The 21,728-nt window shown below is 63.2% G+C and carries 18 protein-coding genes; 16 read left to right on the top strand and 2 right to left on the bottom strand.

Translation table 11 applies throughout. The features are described 5' to 3' along the window. Positions 1-48 precede the first annotated feature (48 nt). From BLQ77_RS20720 to BLQ77_RS20700, 5 genes are all read left to right on the top strand, one after another. On the top strand, positions 49-810 hold the full coding sequence (locus BLQ77_RS20720) for a glucose 1-dehydrogenase (protein WP_009503107.1): 762 nt from the start codon (positions 49-51) through the stop codon (positions 808-810). Between the two features lie 112 nt (positions 811-922). Next, positions 923-2,860 (top strand): AMP-binding protein, encoded by a 1,938-nt coding sequence (locus tag BLQ77_RS20715; RefSeq protein ID WP_009503106.1) that lies wholly within the window; start codon positions 923-925, stop codon positions 2,858-2,860. Continuing rightward, on the top strand, positions 2,857-3,711 hold the full coding sequence (locus BLQ77_RS20710; RefSeq protein ID WP_009503105.1) for an SDR family oxidoreductase: 855 nt from the start codon (positions 2,857-2,859) through the stop codon (positions 3,709-3,711). Before BLQ77_RS20715 ends, BLQ77_RS20710 begins: the two co-directional genes overlap by 4 nt. After that, positions 3,695-4,429 (top strand): helix-turn-helix domain-containing protein, encoded by a 735-nt coding sequence (locus BLQ77_RS20705; protein ID WP_009503104.1) that lies wholly within the window; start codon positions 3,695-3,697, stop codon positions 4,427-4,429. The genes BLQ77_RS20710 and BLQ77_RS20705 overlap by 17 nt, the downstream gene beginning before the upstream one ends. A 9-nt stretch (positions 4,430-4,438) precedes the next feature. Continuing rightward, a complete protein-coding gene (locus BLQ77_RS20700) occupies positions 4,439-4,894 on the top strand; it encodes a PaaI family thioesterase (protein ID WP_009503103.1) in 456 nt (151 codons plus the stop codon). 128 nt (positions 4,895-5,022) lie between these two features. On the opposite strand, the gene BLQ77_RS20695 is transcribed toward BLQ77_RS20700, so the two are convergent. After that, on the bottom strand, positions 5,023-7,056 hold the full coding sequence (locus BLQ77_RS20695) for an NADPH-dependent 2,4-dienoyl-CoA reductase (RefSeq protein ID WP_207545868.1): 2,034 nt from the start codon (positions 7,054-7,056) through the stop codon (positions 5,023-5,025). 95 nt (positions 7,057-7,151) lie between these two features. Between BLQ77_RS20695 and BLQ77_RS20690 the strand changes: the two genes are divergently transcribed. The 11 genes from BLQ77_RS20690 (at position 7,152) to BLQ77_RS20640 (ending at position 20,018) form a co-directional block, all read left to right on the top strand. Beyond that, complete coding sequence (locus tag BLQ77_RS20690; RefSeq protein ID WP_089962652.1) at positions 7,152-8,333, top strand: acyl-CoA dehydrogenase family protein; 1,182 nt, start codon at positions 7,152-7,154, stop codon at positions 8,331-8,333. Next, complete coding sequence (locus tag BLQ77_RS20685) at positions 8,330-9,109, top strand: enoyl-CoA hydratase/isomerase family protein (RefSeq protein ID WP_089962650.1); 780 nt, start codon at positions 8,330-8,332, stop codon at positions 9,107-9,109. Before BLQ77_RS20690 ends, BLQ77_RS20685 begins: the two co-directional genes overlap by 4 nt. Before the next feature lie 9 nt (positions 9,110-9,118). After that, positions 9,119-10,279 carry an acyl-CoA dehydrogenase family protein gene (locus BLQ77_RS20680; RefSeq protein WP_009504383.1) on the top strand — a complete coding sequence of 387 codons (1,161 nt, stop codon included), beginning with the start codon at positions 9,119-9,121 and terminating at the stop codon, positions 10,277-10,279. 26 nt (positions 10,280-10,305) lie between these two features. Further along, positions 10,306-11,697 (top strand): phenylacetate--CoA ligase family protein, encoded by a 1,392-nt coding sequence (locus tag BLQ77_RS20675; protein WP_009504381.1) that lies wholly within the window; start codon positions 10,306-10,308, stop codon positions 11,695-11,697. Then, complete coding sequence (locus BLQ77_RS20670; protein WP_009504379.1) at positions 11,694-13,301, top strand: acyl-CoA carboxylase subunit beta; 1,608 nt, start codon at positions 11,694-11,696, stop codon at positions 13,299-13,301. Before BLQ77_RS20675 ends, BLQ77_RS20670 begins: the two co-directional genes overlap by 4 nt. A 10-nt stretch (positions 13,302-13,311) precedes the next feature. Continuing rightward, positions 13,312-15,318, top strand: a complete 2,007-nt coding sequence (locus BLQ77_RS20665; RefSeq protein WP_009504378.1) for an acetyl/propionyl/methylcrotonyl-CoA carboxylase subunit alpha — start codon at positions 13,312-13,314, stop codon at positions 15,316-15,318. A gap of 4 nt (positions 15,319-15,322) precedes the next feature. Further along, positions 15,323-16,282: a hydroxymethylglutaryl-CoA lyase gene (locus BLQ77_RS20660; RefSeq protein WP_009504377.1), complete on the top strand. Its 960-nt coding sequence runs from the start codon at positions 15,323-15,325 to the stop codon at positions 16,280-16,282. A gap of 15 nt (positions 16,283-16,297) precedes the next feature. Further along, positions 16,298-17,212 carry an SDR family NAD(P)-dependent oxidoreductase gene (locus BLQ77_RS20655; protein WP_009504375.1) on the top strand — a complete coding sequence of 305 codons (915 nt, stop codon included), beginning with the start codon at positions 16,298-16,300 and terminating at the stop codon, positions 17,210-17,212. Next, entirely contained in the window at positions 17,212-18,006 is a 795-nt protein-coding gene (locus BLQ77_RS20650) for a citryl-CoA lyase (RefSeq protein WP_034452341.1), read from the top strand. The genes BLQ77_RS20655 and BLQ77_RS20650 overlap by 1 nt, the downstream gene beginning before the upstream one ends. Before the next feature lie 3 nt (positions 18,007-18,009). Continuing rightward, entirely contained in the window at positions 18,010-19,173 is a 1,164-nt protein-coding gene (locus BLQ77_RS20645) for an acyl-CoA dehydrogenase family protein (RefSeq protein ID WP_009504372.1), read from the top strand. A gap of 92 nt (positions 19,174-19,265) precedes the next feature. Further along, entirely contained in the window at positions 19,266-20,018 is a 753-nt protein-coding gene (locus tag BLQ77_RS20640) for an SDR family NAD(P)-dependent oxidoreductase (RefSeq protein WP_089962649.1), read from the top strand. Between the two features lie 315 nt (positions 20,019-20,333). On the opposite strand, the gene BLQ77_RS20635 is transcribed toward BLQ77_RS20640, so the two are convergent. Beyond that, positions 20,334-21,536, bottom strand: coding sequence for a CaiB/BaiF CoA transferase family protein (locus tag BLQ77_RS20635; RefSeq protein WP_009504368.1), 1,203 nt, complete (start codon positions 21,534-21,536; stop codon positions 20,334-20,336). Positions 21,537-21,728: the final 192 nt, after the last annotated feature.

The following is a 21,728-nucleotide window of genomic DNA, read 5'->3' as shown; positions in this document are numbered from 1 at the left end:
CGAATCAAGTTCTTTGCCAAAATGATAGCGGAAGAGGAGGATCTCCATATGCGAGGGTTGAGTGGAAAACGCGTGATTGTAACGGGCGGCGGCAGCGGCATCGGGCGTGCGGTTTGCGAACGGTTCGGTCAGGAAGGCGCCGAGGTCGCAATCTTTGACATGAACGAAGACGGAGCGAAGGACACCGTTCGCCTGATCACCGAGGCGGGCGGCAAGGCACAGGCCTTCAAGGTGGACATCACCGACCGCGCCCAGGTCGACAAGGCTGTCGCCGAGTTCTCGGCCAATGGTCCGATCGACGTGCTTGTGAACAACGCCGGCTGGGACGTGATCAAGCCGTTCCTCGATACCGATGCCGAAATCTGGAAAAAAGTCATCGACATCAACCTTTACGGACCGTTGAACATGCATCACGCGGTGCTTCCGGGCATGGTTCAGAACGGCGGCGGCCGGGTGGTCAACATCGCCTCGGACGCCGGTCGCGTCGGGTCATCGGGCGAAGCGGTTTATTCGGCCTGCAAGGGCGGCATCATCTCGTTCACCAAAACCGTGGCGCGGGAACTTGCGCGCAAGGGCATTCAATTGAACGCTGTCGCCCCCGGGCCGACCGATACGCCGTTGTTTGCCCAGGTCGCCCAGGGCGATGCCGGTCAAAAGATCGCCGAGGGCCTCAAGCGGGCCATCCCGATGAAGCGCCTGGCACAGCCTACGGACTACCCCGGCATCATCTGCTTCCTGTCCTCCGACGACGCCGGGTTCATCACCGGGCAGGTGATTTCGGTTTCGGGCGGCTTGTCGATGCACGGCTGAACGCAGGTGGCGGCGTCCGTCACAAGGCGGCGCCGCCAAGTCGGCCAGAAGTTACCTCCCTGACTGGCCGTGCCCAAGGTGCGGCCTTTTTTGCGGTGAAGAAAGGTGAGGAATGTTTCAACCAGACACTGACATTCAGCGTTCAAGCACGCTGGCCGCTTTCCTGAAAGATTGTGGCACGGACAGTTACGAGGATCTTGCCAGCCGGGCCAACACCGACCCGGACTGGTTCTGGGGCCGGATCATCGAGTTTGCCGGCATCCGGTTCCATCGCCCCTACACGCGGTTACGGGATATGTCCGATGGACCGGAATCGATCCGATGGGCCGTCGGCGGCGCCTTGAACCTGACGGAAACCTGTCTCGATGCCCGCATCGAGACAGGTCTGGGCGACAAGACCGCGATCGACTGGGTCGGCGAAGATGGGTGTCGCCGCAGCTGGACCTATGCCGATCTTGCCGCCGAGTCCGCGCGCGTGGCCTCGGCGCTGGCCCGGCGCGGGGTAAAACCCGGCCAGGCCGTTGGCATCTACATGCCGATGATCCCCGAAATCGACGCCGCCTTTTTAGGCATCGCCCGATTGGGTGCCGTGGCGGTGCCGCTGTTTTCGGGCTTCGCGCCGCCCGCCATCGCCAGCCGGCTCGAGGATTCCGGCGCCGTGGCGGTGCTGACCGCGGATGCCACGCCACGAAGGGGCAATCCCGTCTGGATGGAGTCCACGCTGGTCAAAGCGCTGGAGGAAGTGCCCTCGGTTCATACCGTCATCAGCCTGCGGCGGTTCGGCGGCGCGGCGGCCGATCCGGCCCGCGATCTTGACTGGCAGGAAACTGTCGGAAATGCGGATCCGACCTATCCCGCGCATCCGGCAGAGGCGGACTCGCCACTGCTCATCGCCTATACCTCCGGCACCACCGGGCGCCCCAAGGGCGTGGTGCACACCCATTTGGGTGTGCAGGCCAAGGCGACGGCGGATTTCCTGCTGGGGCTCGACATGAAGCGCGACGACCGGCATCTGTGGATGACCGACATGGGCTGGGTCATGGGGCCACTGACCCTTTTGTCGGTGCTGCTGTCGGGGGCGACGCTGGTTCTGGCCGAAGGCGCGCCCTCGATGCCCGGTGATCCGTTCAGGTTGTTGCGACTTGCATCCGAATTGAAAGTGACCCACCTCGGCGTTGCACCCACACTTGTGCGGCAGTTCATGACGCAGGATCGTGCACCACTGTCCGGTTACGATCTGTCGCCCCTGCGCATCGTTGCCTCGACCGGCGAACCCTGGACCGAGGACGCCTGGCTCTGGCAACGTGACCATATCTGCCGCCGCCGCGCGGTGCCGCTGAATATCTCGGGCGGAACCGAGCTTTTCGGTGCGATCCTGACCTCGACGGTGCTGCATGAGATCAGGCCCGGAGGATTCTCGGCGCAGGCGCTGGGTGTCGGGGCGAAAGTGCTGCGCGAGGACGGCAGCGAAGCCGCGCCGGGCGAGGTCGGCGAACTTGTCGTGACGCAACCGCCCCTTGGCCTGACCCCGGCCATCGCCGGCAACCGCAAGCGGTATCTGGAAACCTACTGGTCAACATTCCCCGGCATCTGGCGGCACGGCGATTGGGTGCGCTGCGATCCGAACGGTACATGGTATATCCTCGGCCGGTCCGACGACACGCTGAACATTGCCGGCAAACGCATCGGGCCGCCCGAGATTGAATCGGCCCTGACCGAGTCCGGAAAGGTGGTGGATGCCGCCGCCATTGCCGCACCCGATGATATCAAGGGCGTGGCCGTGGTCTGTGTCTGTGTGCCGGCTCCGGGTGTGTCGCCTGACGACGCCCTTGTCGAACAGCTCAAGGACCGGGTGGGAGAGGTCGTCTCGAAGCCCTTCCGCCCGCGAGAGATTCATTTCGTCGAGGCGCTTCCGAAAACCCGCAGCATGAAGACGATGCGCCGGATCGTGCGCGCGGCCTTCCTGGGCGAGGATCCCGGAGACCTGTCATCCATCAGTAACCCCGAAACCATACAGCCCATCGCAGAGCTGAGAAAGGACAAGCCATGATCACTGTCTTCGGAGCCACCGGCACCACCGGCGCCCCCCTTGTCGACACGCTTCTGGCAAAGGGCGCCCAGGTGCGCGCCGTCACCAGCGATCCGGCCAAGCTCGACGGCCTCAAGGCCAAGGGATGCGAGGCGGTCGCCGCGAATTTCACCGATGCCGCAGCGCTGGAACAGGCCTGCGCCGGTGCGGACAAGATCTATCTGGTGACGCCCGCGCATCGGGACATGCGCCGGTGGAAAGCCGGCGCGATAGAGGCGGCCAAGGCCGCGGGCGTGGGACATGTGGTTCTGGCCACCGGGCTTGGCGCGTCGCCAAAGGCGGGGCTGACCTTTGGCAAGTGGCATTCCGACACCCAGGAATTACTGAAGGAAAGCGGCCTTGACTGGACCTTTGTCCAGCCGACTTACTTTATGCAGAACCTGCTCTGGCAGGCCGAAGGCATCGCAAGGGATGGGGTGTATTACGACGATCTTGGCGGACCCGTGGCCTGGATCGACGCCCGCGACATCGCCGATGTGGCGGCCGAGGCGCTGACCGGATCGGGGCACGCGGGCAAGGTTTATGGCCTGACCGGCCCCGAAGCGCTGACCGGCGAGGACATTGCGGCCGTCCTGTCCGAAGTGACCGGACGATCCATCACCTCTGCGCCTCTGTCTCCCGATGACGCCAAGGCGGCGATGGTCGCCGGCGGGATGCAGGACGAGGTCGCCGCGGCCATGGTGGAACTGGCCTCGATCGCGCCCAAGGGCTATCTCGGGCGCATCGAGACCACGGTGAGCGACGTGCTCGGGCGCCCGGCCCGCCGCTTTCACGATTTCGTCGCCGAGAATCGGGATGCTTTCGTCCAGTGATCTGACGGCCGCGCCGCTCTATCTTGAACTGGCGCCGCCAACGGGCGCTGCGGTGCAGGTCGACCATCTCTTCGTGTTCCGCGACACTGACGTGTTAAGCGCGCGCGGAAGCGGGCGTTTCGCGACCGATCTGTTCACGCTTTCGGTGACGGATAAAGGTGGCGGGACGCGCATGTCGCTCGCGCCGCCCTGCCCGGATTTCGTGCCCCGCCCGTCATCCTTTTGCGGAATCGTCGCCGGGCTGCGGCTGTCGGCGCGACCGGAGCGTCGGCCCGGAACCGTGGCGCCAGAGCCATTGGCCGCCGCGCTTGGAAAGGTCCGGCAGAGCGATGATGCCCTGCCGTCGCTTGTTGCGGCGCTGGACGGTCTTGCAAGCGAGTTGACCTTCGCTGCGCCCCCGCAGACGTTCAGCGACCGGACCGGACGCCGCCGGGCACGGGCAGAGACCGGCATATCAAGGCGGCGTCTTGCGGCGCTCCGCCGGTTTCGCCTGCTGCTTGGACGCTTCGCCGACCCAGCCCTGCCGTTAAGCGATCTGGCGCTGGTCGCGGGCTACTACGATCAATCGCATATGTCGGCATCCTGCCGGGCCTTCGCCGACCGACCGCCCGGTGCGCTACGGTTTCAGGCCACAGAGCGCGCTTTTGGCCTTTCGTTACAAGAACGAGGGATCAAGGACCGGCTAAGATTGGTCATCATGGATGACAGCAAGGAGTGAAATCACGCCATGGCGCAATTCGAGCCGAAGAACCCCGACTTTGACGCGCGGGTGCGCGACAGTTTCGATCTTCAGAAGGTGATGCACACGCTGGGGATCGGCATTGCCGACCTGACGCCCGGTCATATCGTTCTGGAGATGGCGCACAGCGACGCGCTGACCCAGCAGCACGGCTTTCTGCACGCCGGAATCGTATCAACCGCGCTGGACAGCGCCTGCGGATATGCGGCCTTTTCGCTGATGCCCGCCGATGCCGCGGTGCTGACGGTGGAATTCAAGATCAACCTGCTCAACCCCGCCGATGGCCAGCGGTTTCGATTCGTCGCCGATGTGGTGAAACCTGGCAGGACGCTGACGATCTGCGAGGCGCGCGCCTATGCGTTGAAAGGACAGGATGAAAAGCTGGTCGCCACGATGACCGGAACGCTGATGGCGCTGGTTGGACGGACGGGTGTTGCCGGATGACGGAAACGCCGTCCGGGTGTGGCGCATCCTCAACCGGTTTCCTTCGTGAAACCGGAGTGGCAGGCAGGCGGTGTCCTGAACCGCCTGCCGCATCTGTCTAACTCTGGATCGAACGCGCCATCGGCGGGTCAGAGGCTTTGCGCCAGACGCACCCCTTCGTCGATGGCGCGCAGCGCGTCGAGTTCGGCGGCCTCTTTTGCGCCGCCGATCATCGTGACCGTGGCCCCGCGGGCGGTGAGGTCTTTGGCCAAAGCCCGTTCCGGTTCCTGACCGGTGCAAAGCACGATCGTATCGGCGGCAATGACCTTTGGTTCTCCGTCCATGAGAATGTGCAGCCCCGCGTCGTCAATGCGTTCGTAAACCACGCCGCCCAAGGCCTCGACCCCGTGCTTGCGCAGAGCGTTGCGCAGAATCCAGCCCGTGGACACACCAAGCCCCGCGCCTGGTTTCGAGGACTTTCGCTGAAGCATGACAACCTTTCGCCGCGATGCCTTGGGCGCCAGCGGATCACCCGCCAGCGCGCCCGATGCGGCAAAGGTCGGGTCCACGCCCCATGTCTGGCAGAACGCGTCGGTGTCGTGAGCCTCGGCCGACTCGGTCACGAGAAACTCGGCCACGTCATGGCCAATGCCCCCTGCCCCCATCACCACGACGGTCTGGCCGGCGACGCGCGCGCCCGACAGGATTTCGGCATAGGTCGCGACACTGGGGTGATCGATGCCCGGCAGGTCGGGAATGCGCGGGCTCACCCCGGTGGAAATGACCACATGGTCAAAGCCGGTCAGATCGTCCAGCCCGGCCCGCTGCCCCAGACGCAGCGTAACGCCGTGCTTTTTCATCTGGCCGGAATAGTACCGCAGGGTTTCGTCGAATTCGTCCTTGCCCGGTGCCGCGCGCGCCAGATTCAGCTGCCCGCCCAGCTTGTCCTGCGCTTCGAAAAGCGTGACGTCGTGGCCCAGACGGGATGCCTCGGATGCCGTGGCCATGCCTGCGGCGCCGCCACCGACGACGGCCAGCTTCCGTGGTGATTCTGTCGGCGTATCCCGGAATTCGGTTTCGCGCCCGGCCCGCGGGTTGACCAGACAGCCGACCGGCCGGTCCGAAAAGATGAAGTCCAGACAGGCCTGATTGCAGGCAATGCAGGTATTGATCTCGTCGGCGCGGCCTTCGCGCGTCTTCCTGACGAAATGCGGATCGGCCAGAAAGGGCCGCGCCATCGAGACCATGTCGGCCTCGCCGGAGGCAAGGATATCCTCTGCAAGCTCGGGCGTGTTGATTCGGTTGGAGGCGACGACCGGGATCGACACCGCAGCCTTGACGTTGGCCGCTGCCTGACGCCAGGCACCGCGCGGAACCGGATAGGCGATGGTCGGCACGCGCGCCTCGTGCCAGCCGATCCCGGTGTTCAGAATATCCGCGCCTGCCGCCTCGATCTTGCGCGCCAGGTCTGCGATTTCATCGGCGGGCGCGCCGCCCTCGACCAGATCGGCGGCCGAAATGCGGTAAATGATGAGAAAGTCGGTGCCGCAACGGTCCCGCACCGCGCGCACGATCTCGACCGGAAAACGGTGGCGATTCTCGACGCAGCCGCCCCAGTCGTCGTTGCGCTTGTTGGTATGGGTGACGGTGAATTCGTTGATAAGATACCCTTCGGACCCCATGATTTCGACGCCATCGAACCCCGCCGCCTGCGCATTGGCGGCGGATTTGGCGAAATCCTCGATGGTGCGGCGGATGTCGGCGTCGGTCATTTCGCGCGGGACATAGCGGTTGATCGGCGCCCGGATCGGGCTTGGGGCAACGCAGCCTTCGATCTTTGCATAGCGCCCGGCGTGAAGAAGCTGCGCGCAGAGCAGGCTGCCTTCGGCCTGCACCGCTTCACAGATCGGACGCAGGCTGAGCGCCTCTTTCGGATCGTCGATGCGCGGACCTTCGGGATCGAATATCCCTTCGGCATTCGGGGAAAACCCGCCGGTGACCAGAATCGCCGCCTCCCCCCGCGCGCGTTCGGCGTAAAACGCGATCTGTTTGGCGATACCGTCTGGCTCGGTCTCCAGCCGGGTATGCATCGACCCCATAATGACCCGGTTTCGCACCATGTGCCGGCCTGCGCGGATCGGCGAAAGCATGGTCCCAAAGCTTTCCTTTTGCGTGTTTGTCATTGTGCACCTCCTCCTCAAAAATTCGCTTGATCTGTATTCTAACATTTGTTAGATTTTTGGGAAGAACATAATTTCGGTCATGGGGAGTGGCACCGATGCAATTCCAGCCATCAGAAGATCAAAAAGCGTTTCGCGAAACCGCGAAGCGATTCGCAACGGAGAAGCTGGCGCCCAGCTATCTGGAACGCGCCAGCGGACACACCTTTGATCGGGCGCTGATCAAAGAGATGGGCGCACTGGGTCTGATCGGCGCCGATCTGCCCGAGGAATTCGGCGGGCTTGGCGAAACGTCTGTCACCTCGGGGCTGATCGTCGAAGAGATCGCCTATGCCGATTTCAACGCAAGCTATGTGCAGCTTCTGGGCTCGCTCATGGGCGGCATGGTCGCCAAGCACGCCTCCAAGGACATCGCGTCGGAATGGGTGCCCAAGGTCGTTTCGGGGGACGCCGTCATTGGCCTGGGTCTGACCGAGCCGCGCGGCGGATCGGATGCGGCGAACCTGATCCTGAAGGCCGAAAAATCCGGCAACGGCTGGCGGCTGAATGGTGAGAAAACTTCGATGAGCTTTGCCAGTCAGGCCGATGCGGCGGTGGTTTTCGCCCGCACCGGCGACCCTGACGGCGGGTCGCGCGGAGTCAGCGCGTTTTTTGTCGATCTCAATCAGGACGGCATCAAGCGCACCCATTTCGACGACATCGGCACCAAGCCTGTCGGGCGTGGATCGGTGTTCTTTGACGACGTGTTTGTGCCGGCCGAAAACATGATGGCTGAACAGGACCGCGCCTTTGGCACGATCATGGCAGGCTTTGACTATTCTCGCGCGCTGATCGGGCTGGAATGCCTCGGCGCGGCGCAGGCGTCGGTGGATGAAACCTGGGCCTATGTCCAGGAACGCGAGGCGTTCGGCGCGCCCATCGTGCAGTACCAGGGCGTCAGCTTTCCGCTGGCCGAGGCCGAAACCCAACTGACCATGATGCGCCAGCTTTGCTACTATACGCTGGATCTGCGCGACCGTGGCCTGCCCCACACCTCGCAGGCGGCGATGTGCAAATGGTACCTGCCCAAGGTATCTTGCGAGATCCTGCACCAGTGCCTGATCCTGCACGGACATTATGGCTATACCACCGACCTGCCGCATCACCAGCGTTACAACGACGTTCTCGGCCTTCAGATCGGCGACGGCACCGCGCAGATCCAGAAGCTGGTGATCGCCCGCGAAAAGGCCGGGCGGATGGCGCTTCAATACGACAAGAAGGCGAAGGGAGCCGCGAAATGAGTGACCCGGTCGCCGTAAGTACCGAAGGCAGCGTCGGCATTATCGAGCTGGCGCGCCCCGAGAAATTTAATTGCCTTTCACTGCAAGTGCATGAGCACATCGCTGCCGCGCGCGCCGGGTTCGAGGCCGACCGGGACATCCGGTCGATCCTGATCCGGGCGCAAGGCAAGCACTTCTGCACCGGCGCCGATCTGGCCGAGGTGAAAGGTAAACTGAACGATCCCGCCGCGCTGGACCATTTCATCGCTTTTGGAATGAACAACCTGCGCGCGCTCGAAACCTCCTCCCTCCCTGTCGTAGTGGCGGTGCAGGGTTTGTGTCTGGCCGGTGGGATCGAACTGATGTTGGCTTGCGATGTGTGCTTCGGGGCCAAAACCGCGCAATTCGGCGATCAGCACGCGCAATTCGGCCTGATTCCCGGCTGGGGCGGGTCGCAACGGCTGACGCGGCTGATGGGCCAGCGCCGGGCGCTTGATCTGATGTTCTCGGCCCGCTGGCTCAAGGCGGACGAGGCGAAAGCGGCCGGTCTGGTGAACTATGTGGTGCCCGATGCGGAGCTGCATCAGACCGCGCTTGAGTATTGTCAAAAGATCGCCACCCGTTCGCGCCCCGGTATCGCCGAGATGAAACGTCTGGCACGGGAAGGTGCGGACCTGGGCATCGACCAGAAAATGCGGCTTGAGCGCGACGCCGCGGTGCGCGCGCTGCCCAGCGACGACGTCGCCGAAGGCCTTGATGCTTTCGAAAACCGCCGCGACCCCGCTTTCAAAGGCTGAGAAGACACCATGGATTTCACTTTGAACGACGAACAACGCCAGATTTACGAATATGGCGGCCAGCTGGCGCAGAAATATGACAATGCGTATTGGCTCGAACACGCTCGCAAGCATGAGTTCCCGCACGATATGTTCAAACAGATTGCCGATGACGGTTTTCTGGGGATCATGGTGCCCGAGGAATACGGCGGCGCCGGCCTTGGCATGACCGAAATGGCCCTGTTCATGGAGGGCACCGCAAATCACGGCATTCCGCTGCTGATGATGGTGGTCGGCCCGACCATGTCGCTGGCCCACATCGCCAGCCACGGGTCCGAGTTCCACAAGAAAGAGCTTCTTCCGGCTGCCTGCCGGGGCGATATCCAGTTCTGTTTCGCGATCACCGAACCGGGGGCCGGATCCAACACGATGAAGGCCACCACGCTGGCCAAACGCCGGGGCAACCGGTTCAGCCTGTCGGGGGAAAAGACCTTTATCACCGGCGCCGAGGTATCGGACTACTGTCTGGTCGTGGCGCGGACCAAGCCGCACACCGAAGTCAGCCGCAAGACCGACGGTTTTACCCTTTTTGCCGTGGATCTGAAGAAAAAGGGCGTGGAAAAGCAGCGGGTGAAAATCTCGATCCCCTTGCCCGAGGAACAATGGACGCTTTTCTTCGACGAGGTGGATCTCGGCCCCGAGGATGTGGTCGGCGAGGTGGACGAAGGGTTCTCGATCCTGTTCGACAGCCTCAACCCCGAGCGGATTATCCTTGCCGCGTTGTGCTGCGGCATCGGCCGGTTCGCCCTGAACAAGGGCGTGGCCTATGCCTCCGAGCGCAATGTGTTCGGCCAGCCCATCGGGGCGCATCAGGGTGTGCAGCACCCGATGGCCAGGGCGCATACAGCGGTCGAGATGGCCAGCCTGATGACCCGCCGCGCCGCATGGGAATTCGACAACAAGCTGCCTGCGGGTGCGTCTTCGAACATGGCCAAATACGCCGCCGCCGAAGCCGGAATCGAGGCCGTGGATGCCGCGCTTCAGGCCCATGGCGGGTCGGGCTTTACCGAAGATACGGGGCTTTACGAAATGTATCCGCTGGTACGCCTGCTGCGCACAGCACCCGTGAACCGCGAGCTGTGCCTCAGCTTTATCGGCGAAAAGGTCATGGGCCTGCCGCGATCCTACTGATCGCGCGGCCTGTAAGGGAGGACGACATGCAATTTGGAATGCGCTTCCGGCGGCAGGACGCCGCCGACAAGGTGAACGATCGCTTCTGGCACGAGATCGAGGGCACGCCGCTCGACGAAGTGCGCCGCATTCAGGAAGAGCGGCTGCGCGAGCAGATGGCCTATCTCAAGGCGAACTCGACCTTCTATCAGGAAAGGTTCGCGGAGGCGGGTGTCGATTTCGACGATATCCGCACCATCGAAGACCTGCAGAAGCTGCCGTTTACCTACAAGACCGAAATCCGCGAAAGCCTTGCCGCGGAACCGCCCTTCGGCAAGCACCGGGCCGCGCCGATGGCCGACATCATCCAGATGCAGGCCTCATCCGGCACAACCGGCAACCCGTCCTACGTGGCGCTGACCGAAGCCGATACCGAAATGTGGCACGAGATGACGGCGCGCTGTTTCTTCGCCAATGGCGTGCGTCCCGGCGACATGGCGCTGCATGCGTTTTCGCTGGCCAAAGGCTTTGTCGGCGGCATCCCGGTGATGCAGGGTTTGCAGTATATGGGCGCAATTGACGTGCCGGTGGGCGCCGACGGTGGCGCGGAACGGCTGCTGCGCGCCTGCGCCGACACGCGGCCGCGCTGCATCGTGGGCGCCCCGAATTTCGTTCTGCACCTTGCGGATAAGGCGCCGGAGGTGCTTGGATGCAAAGCCACCGAGCTGGGCGTCGAGCAAATTGTCGTCGGTGGCGAACCCGGTGGCGGCATCCCGGCAATTCGCGCCAAGATCGAAGCGGCCTGGGGTGCGAAATGCTGCGAAATGCTGGGCGGCACCGATCTGGGCGTGACCTACTGGGCCGAATGCGATGCACAGTCGGGGATGCATATGGTCAACATGGACTACATCATCACCGAACTGCTCGACCCCGAAAGCGGCAGGATCATTCCCTGGGAAAAAGGTGCCGAGGGCGAGATGATCTATACGGCGATCGGGCGGCAGGCCAGCCCGGTCGTGCGCTTCCGGTCGGGCGACTATATCGAGGTCATCGACACCGAATGCACCTGCGGGCGCACCGGCCCGAAGATCCGCTGCACCGGCCGGACCGATGACATGCTGATCGTGCGCGGCGCCAATGTGTTCCCGTCGGCCATCAACAGCGTGGTGACCGAGATGGTGCCGGACACCAACGGCGTCATGCGCATCGTGGCCGATTTCGCAGGCCATACCACGCAGGGCGCGCTGAAGGTGATCGTCGAACGCGGTCCCGACCGCGATCCGGCGGATGACGACGCCCTCAAGAAGAAAATCGAACAGCGTCTGCGCGACGCTCTTGTCTTCAAGGCCGACGTTCGTCTGATCGCGCCCGACACGTTCGAAAAACCCGGCGCCGCCAAGGTCGCCTTCGTTCTGAGAGAATACCCCGACCTGCCATGACAAAAATGAAATCCCTTCTCGACACCGGGTCCGACGACTTCCGGGAAAACGACGCGCGGTATCGCGAAAAGATCGTCGAGCTGCATGCGCTTCGCCTGCAACAACGTGTCGGTGGTCCCGAAAAGGCGCGGGACAGACACTTGTCCAAAGGCAAGATCCTGCCGCGTGAGCGTATCGAGCGTCTGATCGACCCGGGCACGCCCTTTCTGGAACTCGGTGAACTTGCCGGGCTGAACAAATATGACGGCGTGCCGCCGGGCGCAGGGATCATCACCGGCATCGGCGTGATCGAGGGCCGTCAGTGTATGATCATCGCCAATGACGCCACCGTGAAGGGTGGCACCTATTTCGGCATGACCTCGCGCAAGCATGTCCGCGCCCAGAAAGTCGCCTGGAAGAACCGCTTGCCCGTGATCACGCTGGTCGATTCCGGCGGCGCGTTCCTGCCGGATCAAGAGAACATTTTCCCCGATGAGGGTCAGTTCGGTTCGATCTTTCACCAGCAGATCGGCATGTCGGGCGACGGCGTTCCGCAGATCGCCGTGGTCATGGGCCCGTGCACTGCGGGTGGTGCCTATATCCCCGCGCTTTGCGACGAGGTGGTGATCGTGCGCGGCCAGGGCTTCATGTATCTTGGCGGGCCAGAGCTGACCTTCGCGGCGACCGGCGAAAAAGTCGAAGCCGAAGAACTGGGCGGCGGCAAGATGCATTCTTCCGTTTCGGGGGTGACAGATCACCTGGCCGAGGATGACGCGCATGCACTGGCGATCACGCGCGAAATCGTCAGCCATCTGGGCGAAAAGCCCCTGCCCCGCAAGACCCCCGAACCGCCGCGCGCGCCAGCCTATCCGGTCGAGGAGATCTACGGCATTGTCAGCCGCGACACCAAGGTGCCGACCGACAACCGCGAGATCGTCGCGCGGCTGGTGGACGGCAGCGACTTCCACGAATTCAAGCCCCTTTACGGCGATACCATCATGACCGGCTGGGGCCGCATCCACGGCCACGAGGTCGGCATCCTTGCCAACACCGGCGTGCTGTTCGTCGAGGCCGCGCTGAAGGCCACACATTTCATCAATCTCTGCGTCCAGCGCGACATTCCACTGCTGTTCCTCGCGGATGTGAACGGCTTCATGGTGGGCCGCGAGGTCGAGCAGATGGGCATCGCCAAGGCCGGGGCCAAGATGATCACGGCCATGTCTTCGGCCCGGGTGCCAAAGTTCACCATCATCACCGGCGGCTCCTACGGCGCGGGATACCTGGCCATGCTGGGCCGCCCGTTCCAGCCGGATGCAACGTTCGCCTGGCCTACGGGCCGCTCTGCCATCATGGGGCCCGAGCAGGCCGCCAGCGTGCTGGCGCAGGTGCGCGCTCAGATCAACGCGCGCGAGGGCAAGAGCTGGACGCCCGAGGAGGAGGAAGCCTTCAAGGCCCCGATCCGCAAGGAATACGAGGATTTTCAAGGCGCGTATAATTTCGCCTCGAACCTCTGGATCGACAGCGTGATCGAGCCTTGCGAAACCCGCGATGTCATGGCGCTCATGCTGGACGTAACTTCGCGCAGGCCAAAGGTCGAAACCAATTTCGGCGTGTTCAGAATGTGAGGCGCGAGTCATGAAAATCAAAACGCTTCTCATCGCCAACCGCGGCGAAATTGCCTGCCGGATCGCGCGCACCGCGCGGGCCAGCGGTATCACCCCTGTCGGCGTGCATTCCGAGGCCGACGCCAACGCCCTGCATGTCCGCGAAATCGGGCACTCCGTCTGCGTCGGAGCAGGCCCGGCATCCGAAAGCTATCTGAAGATCGACGCGGTGATTGCCGCCGCGCAGTCGGTCGGCGCGGATGCGATCCACCCCGGCTACGGTTTTCTGGCCGAGAACCCCGATTTCGCCCGTGCGGTCGAGGCCGCCGGCATGATCTTCATGGGGCCTACGCCGCAAACGCTCGAACGCTTCGGCGACAAGGCAAGCGCCAAAGAGGCCGCCGTGGCCGCCGGTGTGCCGGTGATCTCGGGCGCCGAGGGCGCGCGGTCGGACCCCCGGCAGATCGCAGCGGAGGTCCGGGAAATGGGCCTGCCGGTCCTTCTCAAGGCGGTCGGTGGCGGCGGCGGGCGCGGACAGCGCCTGGTGACCGACGAGGCCACCCTGGTTGAGGACATCGAGGGAGCGCTGCGCGAAGCAAAATCCACCTTCGGCTCCGAAGGATTGCTTCTGGAAAGATTCCTGCCCGAGGCGCGCCATGTCGAGGTGCAGATCGCTGGCGACGGCAAGGGGCATGTGGTGCACCTGTTCGAACGCGACTGCACGCTTCAGCGGCGTCACCAGAAGGTCATCGAAGAGGCGCCCGCCTGGGGCCTGCCCCGCACGCTTCTGGACGATATCGCGCATGACGCGGTGCGCCTGGGCGAAACGCTGGACTATCGCGGCCTCGGCACGGTGGAGTTTCTGGTTGCCGGCGAGGAGTATTTTTTTCTTGAGGTGAACCCGCGCATTCAGGTCGAACACCCCGTCACCGAGGCGATCACCGGGCTGGACCTTGTCGCGCTGCACCTGCGCATTGCCGAAGGCGCGGGCCTTGGCCTGGTGCAGGACGATCTGGCGATCAGCGGCCACGCGGTCGAGGCGCGGCTTTACGCCGAAGACCCGGCGATGCAATTCGCGCCGTCAACGGGTACGCTGACCACGCTCAGCCTGCCGGATGGTTTGCGCATCGACAGCGGTGTCGAAGAAGGCGACGCGGTCACACCCTTCTACGATCCCATGATCGCCAAGCTGATCGTCCACGCGCCGGACCGGGAAACCGCATTGGCGCGGCTGGCGACAGCCTTGGACCACGTCGCGGTCGAGGGCGTGCAAACCAACCGTGCCTTTCTGACGGCGTTGGCGCGTGACCCTGAATTCGAACAGATGCAGGTTCATACCCGCTGGATCGACGGCAGGCTCGACGAGCTGACACAGGCAGGGTCTCTGGCCCGCCCCGAGCTGTGGAAGGCCGCCGCCGCCGTTCTGTTCGTAGCCACGTCGCGTCGTGATTTATGTGCCGACCCCTGGACCAATCGCGACACCTTCACCGGCTGGCGGCTTGGCCTGGGCGGCGATGCGATCGAAGCCGGACAGCGTGTGACACTGACCGATTCCGGCGGAGCCTCCGAAGAGTTGCGCGTCGGGCCGGTCAAGCACAAGGACCGCTACACCGTTCTGTCGGAAACCGGCGATGCGGCGACATTGACCGCCCGCGAAATCAAGCCGGGCCGGTGGCGCCTGAGCGAGGGCGACACGGTCCACCACATCAACGCGCGGCTGCACGCGGGGGTGATCGAGATGGACACGCCCGAAGGGCGTCTGGTCTTCCGTCCTGCCGCACCTCTGGACTTTGCGGGGGGAGATGTGGCGGCGGATCGTGCGGTGGCCTCTCCGCTGACCGGGATGATCGTCGAGATCAAGGTGGCCGAGGGTCAGACCGTGGCCGAGGGCGACGTGATTGCGATCATGGAATCCATGAAACTTGAGATCTCGATCCGCGCTGCCGCAGCCGGGATCGCCAGCAACATATCCGTCTCGAATGGGGACATGGTCGATCGCGGCCAGGTCATCGCCGAGATCCTAGCACCCGAGGAGTGATGAGATGAGCGACTTTCCCAAATTCGTCGAATTCCGTGAAGAAGGCCCGCGCGAGGGCTTTCAGATTGAAAAGAAGATCTATCCGATCGAGGATCGGATCGAGCTGATCGACATGCTCAGCGAGACCGGTCTGAAACGCATTCAGGTGGGCAGTTTCGTCAGCCCCAAATATGTGCCGCAAATGGCCGATACCGGCGAGTTGTTCCAGCGTATCAAGCGCAAGCCCGGCGTGAACTACACGTCGCTGTGGCTGAACGACAAGGGGTTTCGCAAGGCCCTGACCGCGCATGAGGTCGATATCGACCCGCGCCTGTTGTTCTACCCGTCCGAAGCCTTTGCGCAGTCGAACAATAATTGCTCCTCTGCCGAAATGCGCGAGAAACAACGCGACTGGGTCCGTCTTTACAAGGAAGAAGGCTACACTGTCGATGCGGCTTATGTGATGACGGCGTTTGGCTGCAACTTCGAAGGCCCCATGCCGCAGGAGCGCATACTGGACGATTTCCGCTTTATCCTGCAACTTTGCGACGAAGAGCAGATTCCGGTGCCGATCCTAGTGGTCGCCGATACCATGGGCTGGGGCAATCCGGAGGCGGTCAAGCGGATGATCGGTGCGCTGCGCGAGATGGCGCCGGATGCACGCATCGGCATGCACATTCACGACACGCGCGGGCTTGGCATCGCCAATGTCTATGCCGCCCTGTCGATGGGTGTGGACATGTTCGAAAGCTCGGTCGCGGGCCTTGGCGGCTGTCCTTTCGCGGGCCACGGCCACGCGCGCGCCGCCGGCAATGTCTGCACGGAGGATGCGGTTTTCCTGTGCCATGAACTTGGCATCGAAACCGGCATCGACCTGGACAAGCTGATCGCAGCCGCGGTCAAGGCGGAAGAGATTATCGACGCGCCGCTTATGGGCCGCGTCATGCATACTGGCGGGCTCGACAAGTACCGCAAGGCAAGCTGAGGGGGAACGACGAAAATGGCGAAGGCACTTGATGGAAAAGTGGTTCTGGTCACTGGCGCGGGCGGCGGGATCGGGCGCGATATTGCGCTGATGGCCGCGTCCGAAGGCGCCGCCGTGGTGGTCAACGATCTGGGCGCGTCGCTGAAAGGCACCGGGCAAACCGAAACCGCGGCGCAAAAGGTAGTCGATGAAATCAAGGCCGCTGGCGGCGATGCGGTTGCCAATGGCGGCAACGTAACCGATCCCGACGCCGCGCGCGCGATGATCGAGGCGGGCGTCAAGGAATTCGGCCGCATCGACGCCGTGGTGAACAACGCCGGCATCCTGCGCGACGGGTTCTTCCACAAGATGACCTATGAGGATTTCGACGCGGTGGTGAAGGTGCATCTTTACGGTGCGTTCAACACCAGCCGCGCCGCCGCCGACCATTTCCGTGAGCAGGAGGGCGGCGCGCTGGTGCACATGACCTCGACCTCGGGGCTGATCGGCAATTTCGCGCAAGCGAATTACTCCGCCGCCAAGCTGGGCATCGCCGCATTTTCGAAGTCGGTGGCGCTTGACCTCAAGCGCTGGAACGTCCGTTCCAATTGCATCGCGCCCTTCGCCTGGAGCCGGATGATCTCGTCGATCAAGACCGACACGCCGGAACAGCAGGCCCGCGTCGAGAAGATCAAGGAAATGACGCCGGCCAAAGTCGCGCCGATGGCTTGTTTCCTGATGAGCGACCGTGCGTCGGACGTCTCGGGGCAGATCTTCGCGGTACGCAAGAACGAGATATTCCTGTTCAACCAGCCCCGCCCGGTGCGCTCTGTCCATTCGGGTGAAGGCTGGACCGCCGATGAAATCGCCGAGCGCGCCATTCCCGCGCTCAAGTCGCAATTCACACCGCTTGAAGTATCAGCGGATGTCTTTTCGTGGGATCCGGTCTGATGGGAAAGCGCAAGGAAAAGATCAGCTCGAAAATCGGCTGGAGCACCCCCGACAAGATCTGCGTGCGCGGTCTCGACCTGCCCAACGAAATTCTGGGGCACATGAACCTTGGCGATCTTGCCTTTCTTCAGTTGACGGGCCGCAAGGCCACGCCCGAGGAAAGTCGCGTCTTCAACGCCATCATCATCACCCTGGTCGAACACGGCATCACACCTTCGGCTCTGGCGGCGCGCATGACCTATATGGGCGCGCCGGAATCGCTGCAGGCGGCCGTCGCGGCGGGGCTGTGCGGGCTGGGCACGGTCTTTGTCGGATCAATGGAAGGCGCGTCGAAGATGCTTTACGAAGCGCTGCCCGAGGACAAGCTGGGCACCGGCGCCGATCTGGACGCCATCGCGCTGGAGACTGTCGAAAAATTCCGCGCCAAAAAGGCCATCGTTCCGGGGCTGGGCCATCCGGTGCACAAGCCGGTTGACCCGCGCGCGCCACGTCTGTTCCAGATCGCGGCCGAGAATGGAAAATCCGGCGAATACATCGAACTGATCCAGAAAATTCAGACCGTCGCCGAGGAAAAGTCCGGCAAGATGCTGCCGATCAATGCCACAGGTGCGATCGGTGCGATCTGCTGCGAATTCGGTTTCCCCTGGAAGATCGTGCGCGGTTTCGGCGTGATGGCACGCGCCATCGGGCTGGTCGGTCACATCCTTGAGGAAAGCGAAAATCCGATCTCCTTCGAATTGTGGCAGCGCGCCGAAGAAGAGATCCTCGAAACCTCCGGCCCGGGAGCGGCTTGAACGATGCAGACTTCGGCACCCGACACCCATAACGATCTGCGCGACGCGCTTCGTGCACTCTGCGCGCAATTTCCGCCGGAGTATCATCGCAGGTTCGGCGAGGATGGCGCCTATCCCGAAGAATTCGTCGACGCGCTGACCCGCGAGGGCTGGCTGGCGGCGATGATCCCCGAGGAATATGGCGGCTCGGGCCTCGGTCTGACCGAAGCCTCTATCATCATGGAAGAGGCGAATCGCTGTGGCGCCAATGCCGGTCACTTCCACGGGCAGATGTACAACATGGGCACGCTTTTGCGGCACGGCTCGGACGCGCAAAAGCAGCAATACCTGCCCGGCATCGCCAGCGGCGCGTTGCGCCTGCAATCCATGGCCGTGACCGAACCGACCACCGGAACCGATACCACCAAGCTCAAGACCACAGCGGTCAAAAAGGGCGATCGGTACGAGATCAACGGTCAGAAGGTCTGGATCAGCCGTATCCAGCATTCCGACCTGATGATCCTGCTGGCCCGCACCACACCGCTGAAGGATGTCAAAAAGAAATCCCAGGGTCTGTCGATCTTCATGGTCGATCTGAAAGAGGCCATCGGAAATGGCATGGAAGTCCGCCCCATCGCCAATATGCCCGGACACGAAACCAACGAGGTGTTCTTTGACAATCTCGAAATCCCGGCCGAGAACCTGATCGGCACCGAGGGGCGCGGCTTTTACCATATCCTCGACGGGCTGAACGCCGAACGGACGCTGATCGCGGCGGAATGTATTGGCGACGGCTATTGGTTCGTGGACAAGGCGCGCGCCTATGCCGGCGAGCGTGTCGTTTTTGACCGTCCCATCGGGCAGAATCAGGGCGTGCAGTTTCCCATCGCCAAGGCCTATGTGAATGTCGAGGCCGCGAACCTGATGCGCTTTGAGGCCTGTCGGCGTTTCGATGCCGGGCAGGATTGCGGAGCGCAGGCGAATATGGCCAAGCTGCTGGCGGCCGAAGCCAGTTGGGAAGCGGGCAATGCCTGTCTCCAGACCCATGGTGGCTTTGGCTTCGCGCGCGAATACGACGTCGAGCGCAAGTTCCGCGAGGCCCGGCTGTATCAGGTGGCCCCGATCTCGACCAACCTGATCCTGTCCTATGTCGGCGAGCATATTCTGGGTATGCCACGGTCGTTCTGAGATATGACGAGGCAGAAGTTGATCCTTGTCAAAAGGAACGGCCGCCGCATCCTGTAAAATTGCCGTCACAGCAATCTGAAAGGGTGATCGTCATGAAACGACTTCAGGGAAAGACGGCTTTGATCAGCGGTGCGGCCAAGGGCATGGGGTCCGCCGAGGCGCGTATCTTTGCCGCGGAAGGTGCGCAGGTCATCGTCGCCGATGTTGACGATGCGGGCGCGAGCGCCGTGGCGAAGGACATCGAGAACGCGGGAGGCCGCGCCGCGGCGGTGCATCTGGACGTGTCTGACGCCGCGAGTTGGCAAAACGCCATTGCAGAAGGGAACAAGGCATTCGGCAACATCAACGTGCTGGTCAACAATGCCGGTATCCTTGTCATGAAGCCCGTTCAGGACACGACCGAAGACGACTGGGACAAGATCTTTGCGATCAATACCAAGGGCGTCTTTTTGGGCACCAAGGCGGTTTTGGAGAACATGAAAGCCGCCGGCGGCGGAGCAATCGTCAATATCTCGTCCATCTATGGCCTGGTCGGCGCGCCCTCGTCAGCGGCATACCAAGCGACCAAGGGCGCGGTCCGGCTGTTTACCAAGGCGACGGCGGTGGATTACGCCGAGTTCAACATCCGGGTGAATTCGGTTCATCCTGGCGTGATCCGCACAGCGATGACCCAAGACATTCTGGCCGACCCAAGCGGTCAGAAAGAGATACTTGGAACAACGATCTTGCAGCGCCCGGCGGAGCCGGAAGAAGTGGCCCGGGCGGTGTTGTTTCTGGCGTCCGACGAGGCGTCTTTCATGACCGGATCCGAAATGGTCGTCGATGGCGGCTATACCGCGCAGTAAAAGGGGCAGCGCCGGAAACGCAATGAAAGCCGGTCCGGTTGGCGATGTCCAGATCCTGGCCAACCGGGCACCGCCTGTTCCGGTCGCGAAGTGCGTGACGCGGGGGATGTGGCGCAAGACAAGTTGAAAGAACGCCAGCCCTGGCCGGGCGCGGGCCCGCCGCCTCTCCTGGCGGGAATGAGTCCTCTATCTGGCGGGGCGTCAACAATTCGGCTGACAGATCCGGATCGGTTCGACTGTTCCGCTTTGGCGCTCCGTTCGGCTTTGGAAAAGCCGGAGGGCATGGAGGGAGGCTGCCGGCCTGGTCCGGTTCCGTCAGGCGCCGCCGTGCAGAGGGCGGATTTCGGAAAGCACCTCTTCCGTGTGCTCACCCAGCCGGGGTGGCAGACGGCGCACCCGCCCGGGGCTGTCCGAGAACTGGACCGGTATCCGCGGCGCCACGAGGACGCCCTCTGTCGGGTGCTCGTGGCGCTCGAAATACCCGGTTTGGACCAGGTAGGGATCAACCAGAAGATCCTCCAAGCTGTTGACCGGCCCGTTCGGCACATCGGCGGCATCGAATTGGCGGCGCCACGCGGCGGTTGTATTCCCCGCGATCGCCTCGGCGAGGATCCCGTATAGCGCGTCAATGTGGTCGGTGCGCCACTCGGCCGTGGCAAATCGCCGGTCGTCGCGCAGCTCGGGACGGCCTATGGCATCGAAGAGACGCAGCCACTGGTTGTCCGTCGCCGCCATCACGCAGATGTGCCCGTCCTGCGTCGGATAGGGCCGACGATGGGGTGAGAACACCCGGCTGTAGCCCAGCCCAAGATCGGGCCGGTCAAGCGTCGCCCCCCACAGATTCTCGATCAGGTTGAAATTGACCATCGCATCCATCATTGGCACGTTCACCTGCTGCCCGTGGCCGGTACGCTCGCGCCAGACGAAGGCCATCGCGATGGACGATGCCAGGATGTAACCGCATAGTTTGTCGGCAATCACCGTAGGGAAATAGCGCGGCTCGCCGGTGGCCCGGTGCATCATCCCGGCGACACCGCTGGCGCCCTGGATCACATCGTCGAAAGCGGGCCAGTCGCGGCGCTCGCTGTCCAGTCGGAAGCCCGAAGCCGAGGCGTGGATGATGCGGGGATTGACCGCTCTGATTGCGTCGTAGTCGACGCCCAGCCGTTCGGCGGCGCCGGGGCGCATCGAATGCACCAGCACATCCGCCGAACGCGCGAGATCAAGAAGCGCGACCCGCGCGTCGGGCTTCTTGAGGTCAAGCACGACCGAACGCTTGTTGCGGTTTGTGTTGAGGAACAGCGCCCCCATCTTCGGGTTGCGTGCGGGGCCCACCTGGCGTGTGTAATCGCCGTCGGGTGACTCGATCTTGATAATGTCGGCGCCCATGTCGCCGAGGATCTGCGTCGCCACCGGGCCCAGCACGTTGACCGAAAGATCAAGCACCCTGTAGCCGGCAAGCGGGCCGTCCCCCTCGGCTGGCTGTTGCGGTGATGGTTGCTGCGGCTGGCTGTCCATTTTCTTGTTCCTTTGCGGTATCGCACCTTCAAGCCGGCAATGCGCACCGCAGTCCGGCGGACCACTGCTCAGGGCGCGGCGACGAAAGCCTGCGCAAGCTCCCACACTGCTTCGAGACCGCCTTGCGAGAACGGTTCCGCAAGCCATTAGAACGGTGTCGCCGCGGGCGCTCAATCGCCGCAGTCGCAAAAA

The sequence above is a fragment of the Salipiger thiooxidans genome, from assembly GCF_900102075.1.
Classification (GTDB): domain Bacteria; phylum Pseudomonadota; class Alphaproteobacteria; order Rhodobacterales; family Rhodobacteraceae; genus Salipiger; species Salipiger thiooxidans.
Note: the sequence above shows the minus strand (reverse complement) of the source record. Positions and strands in the feature narration are given on the sequence as shown.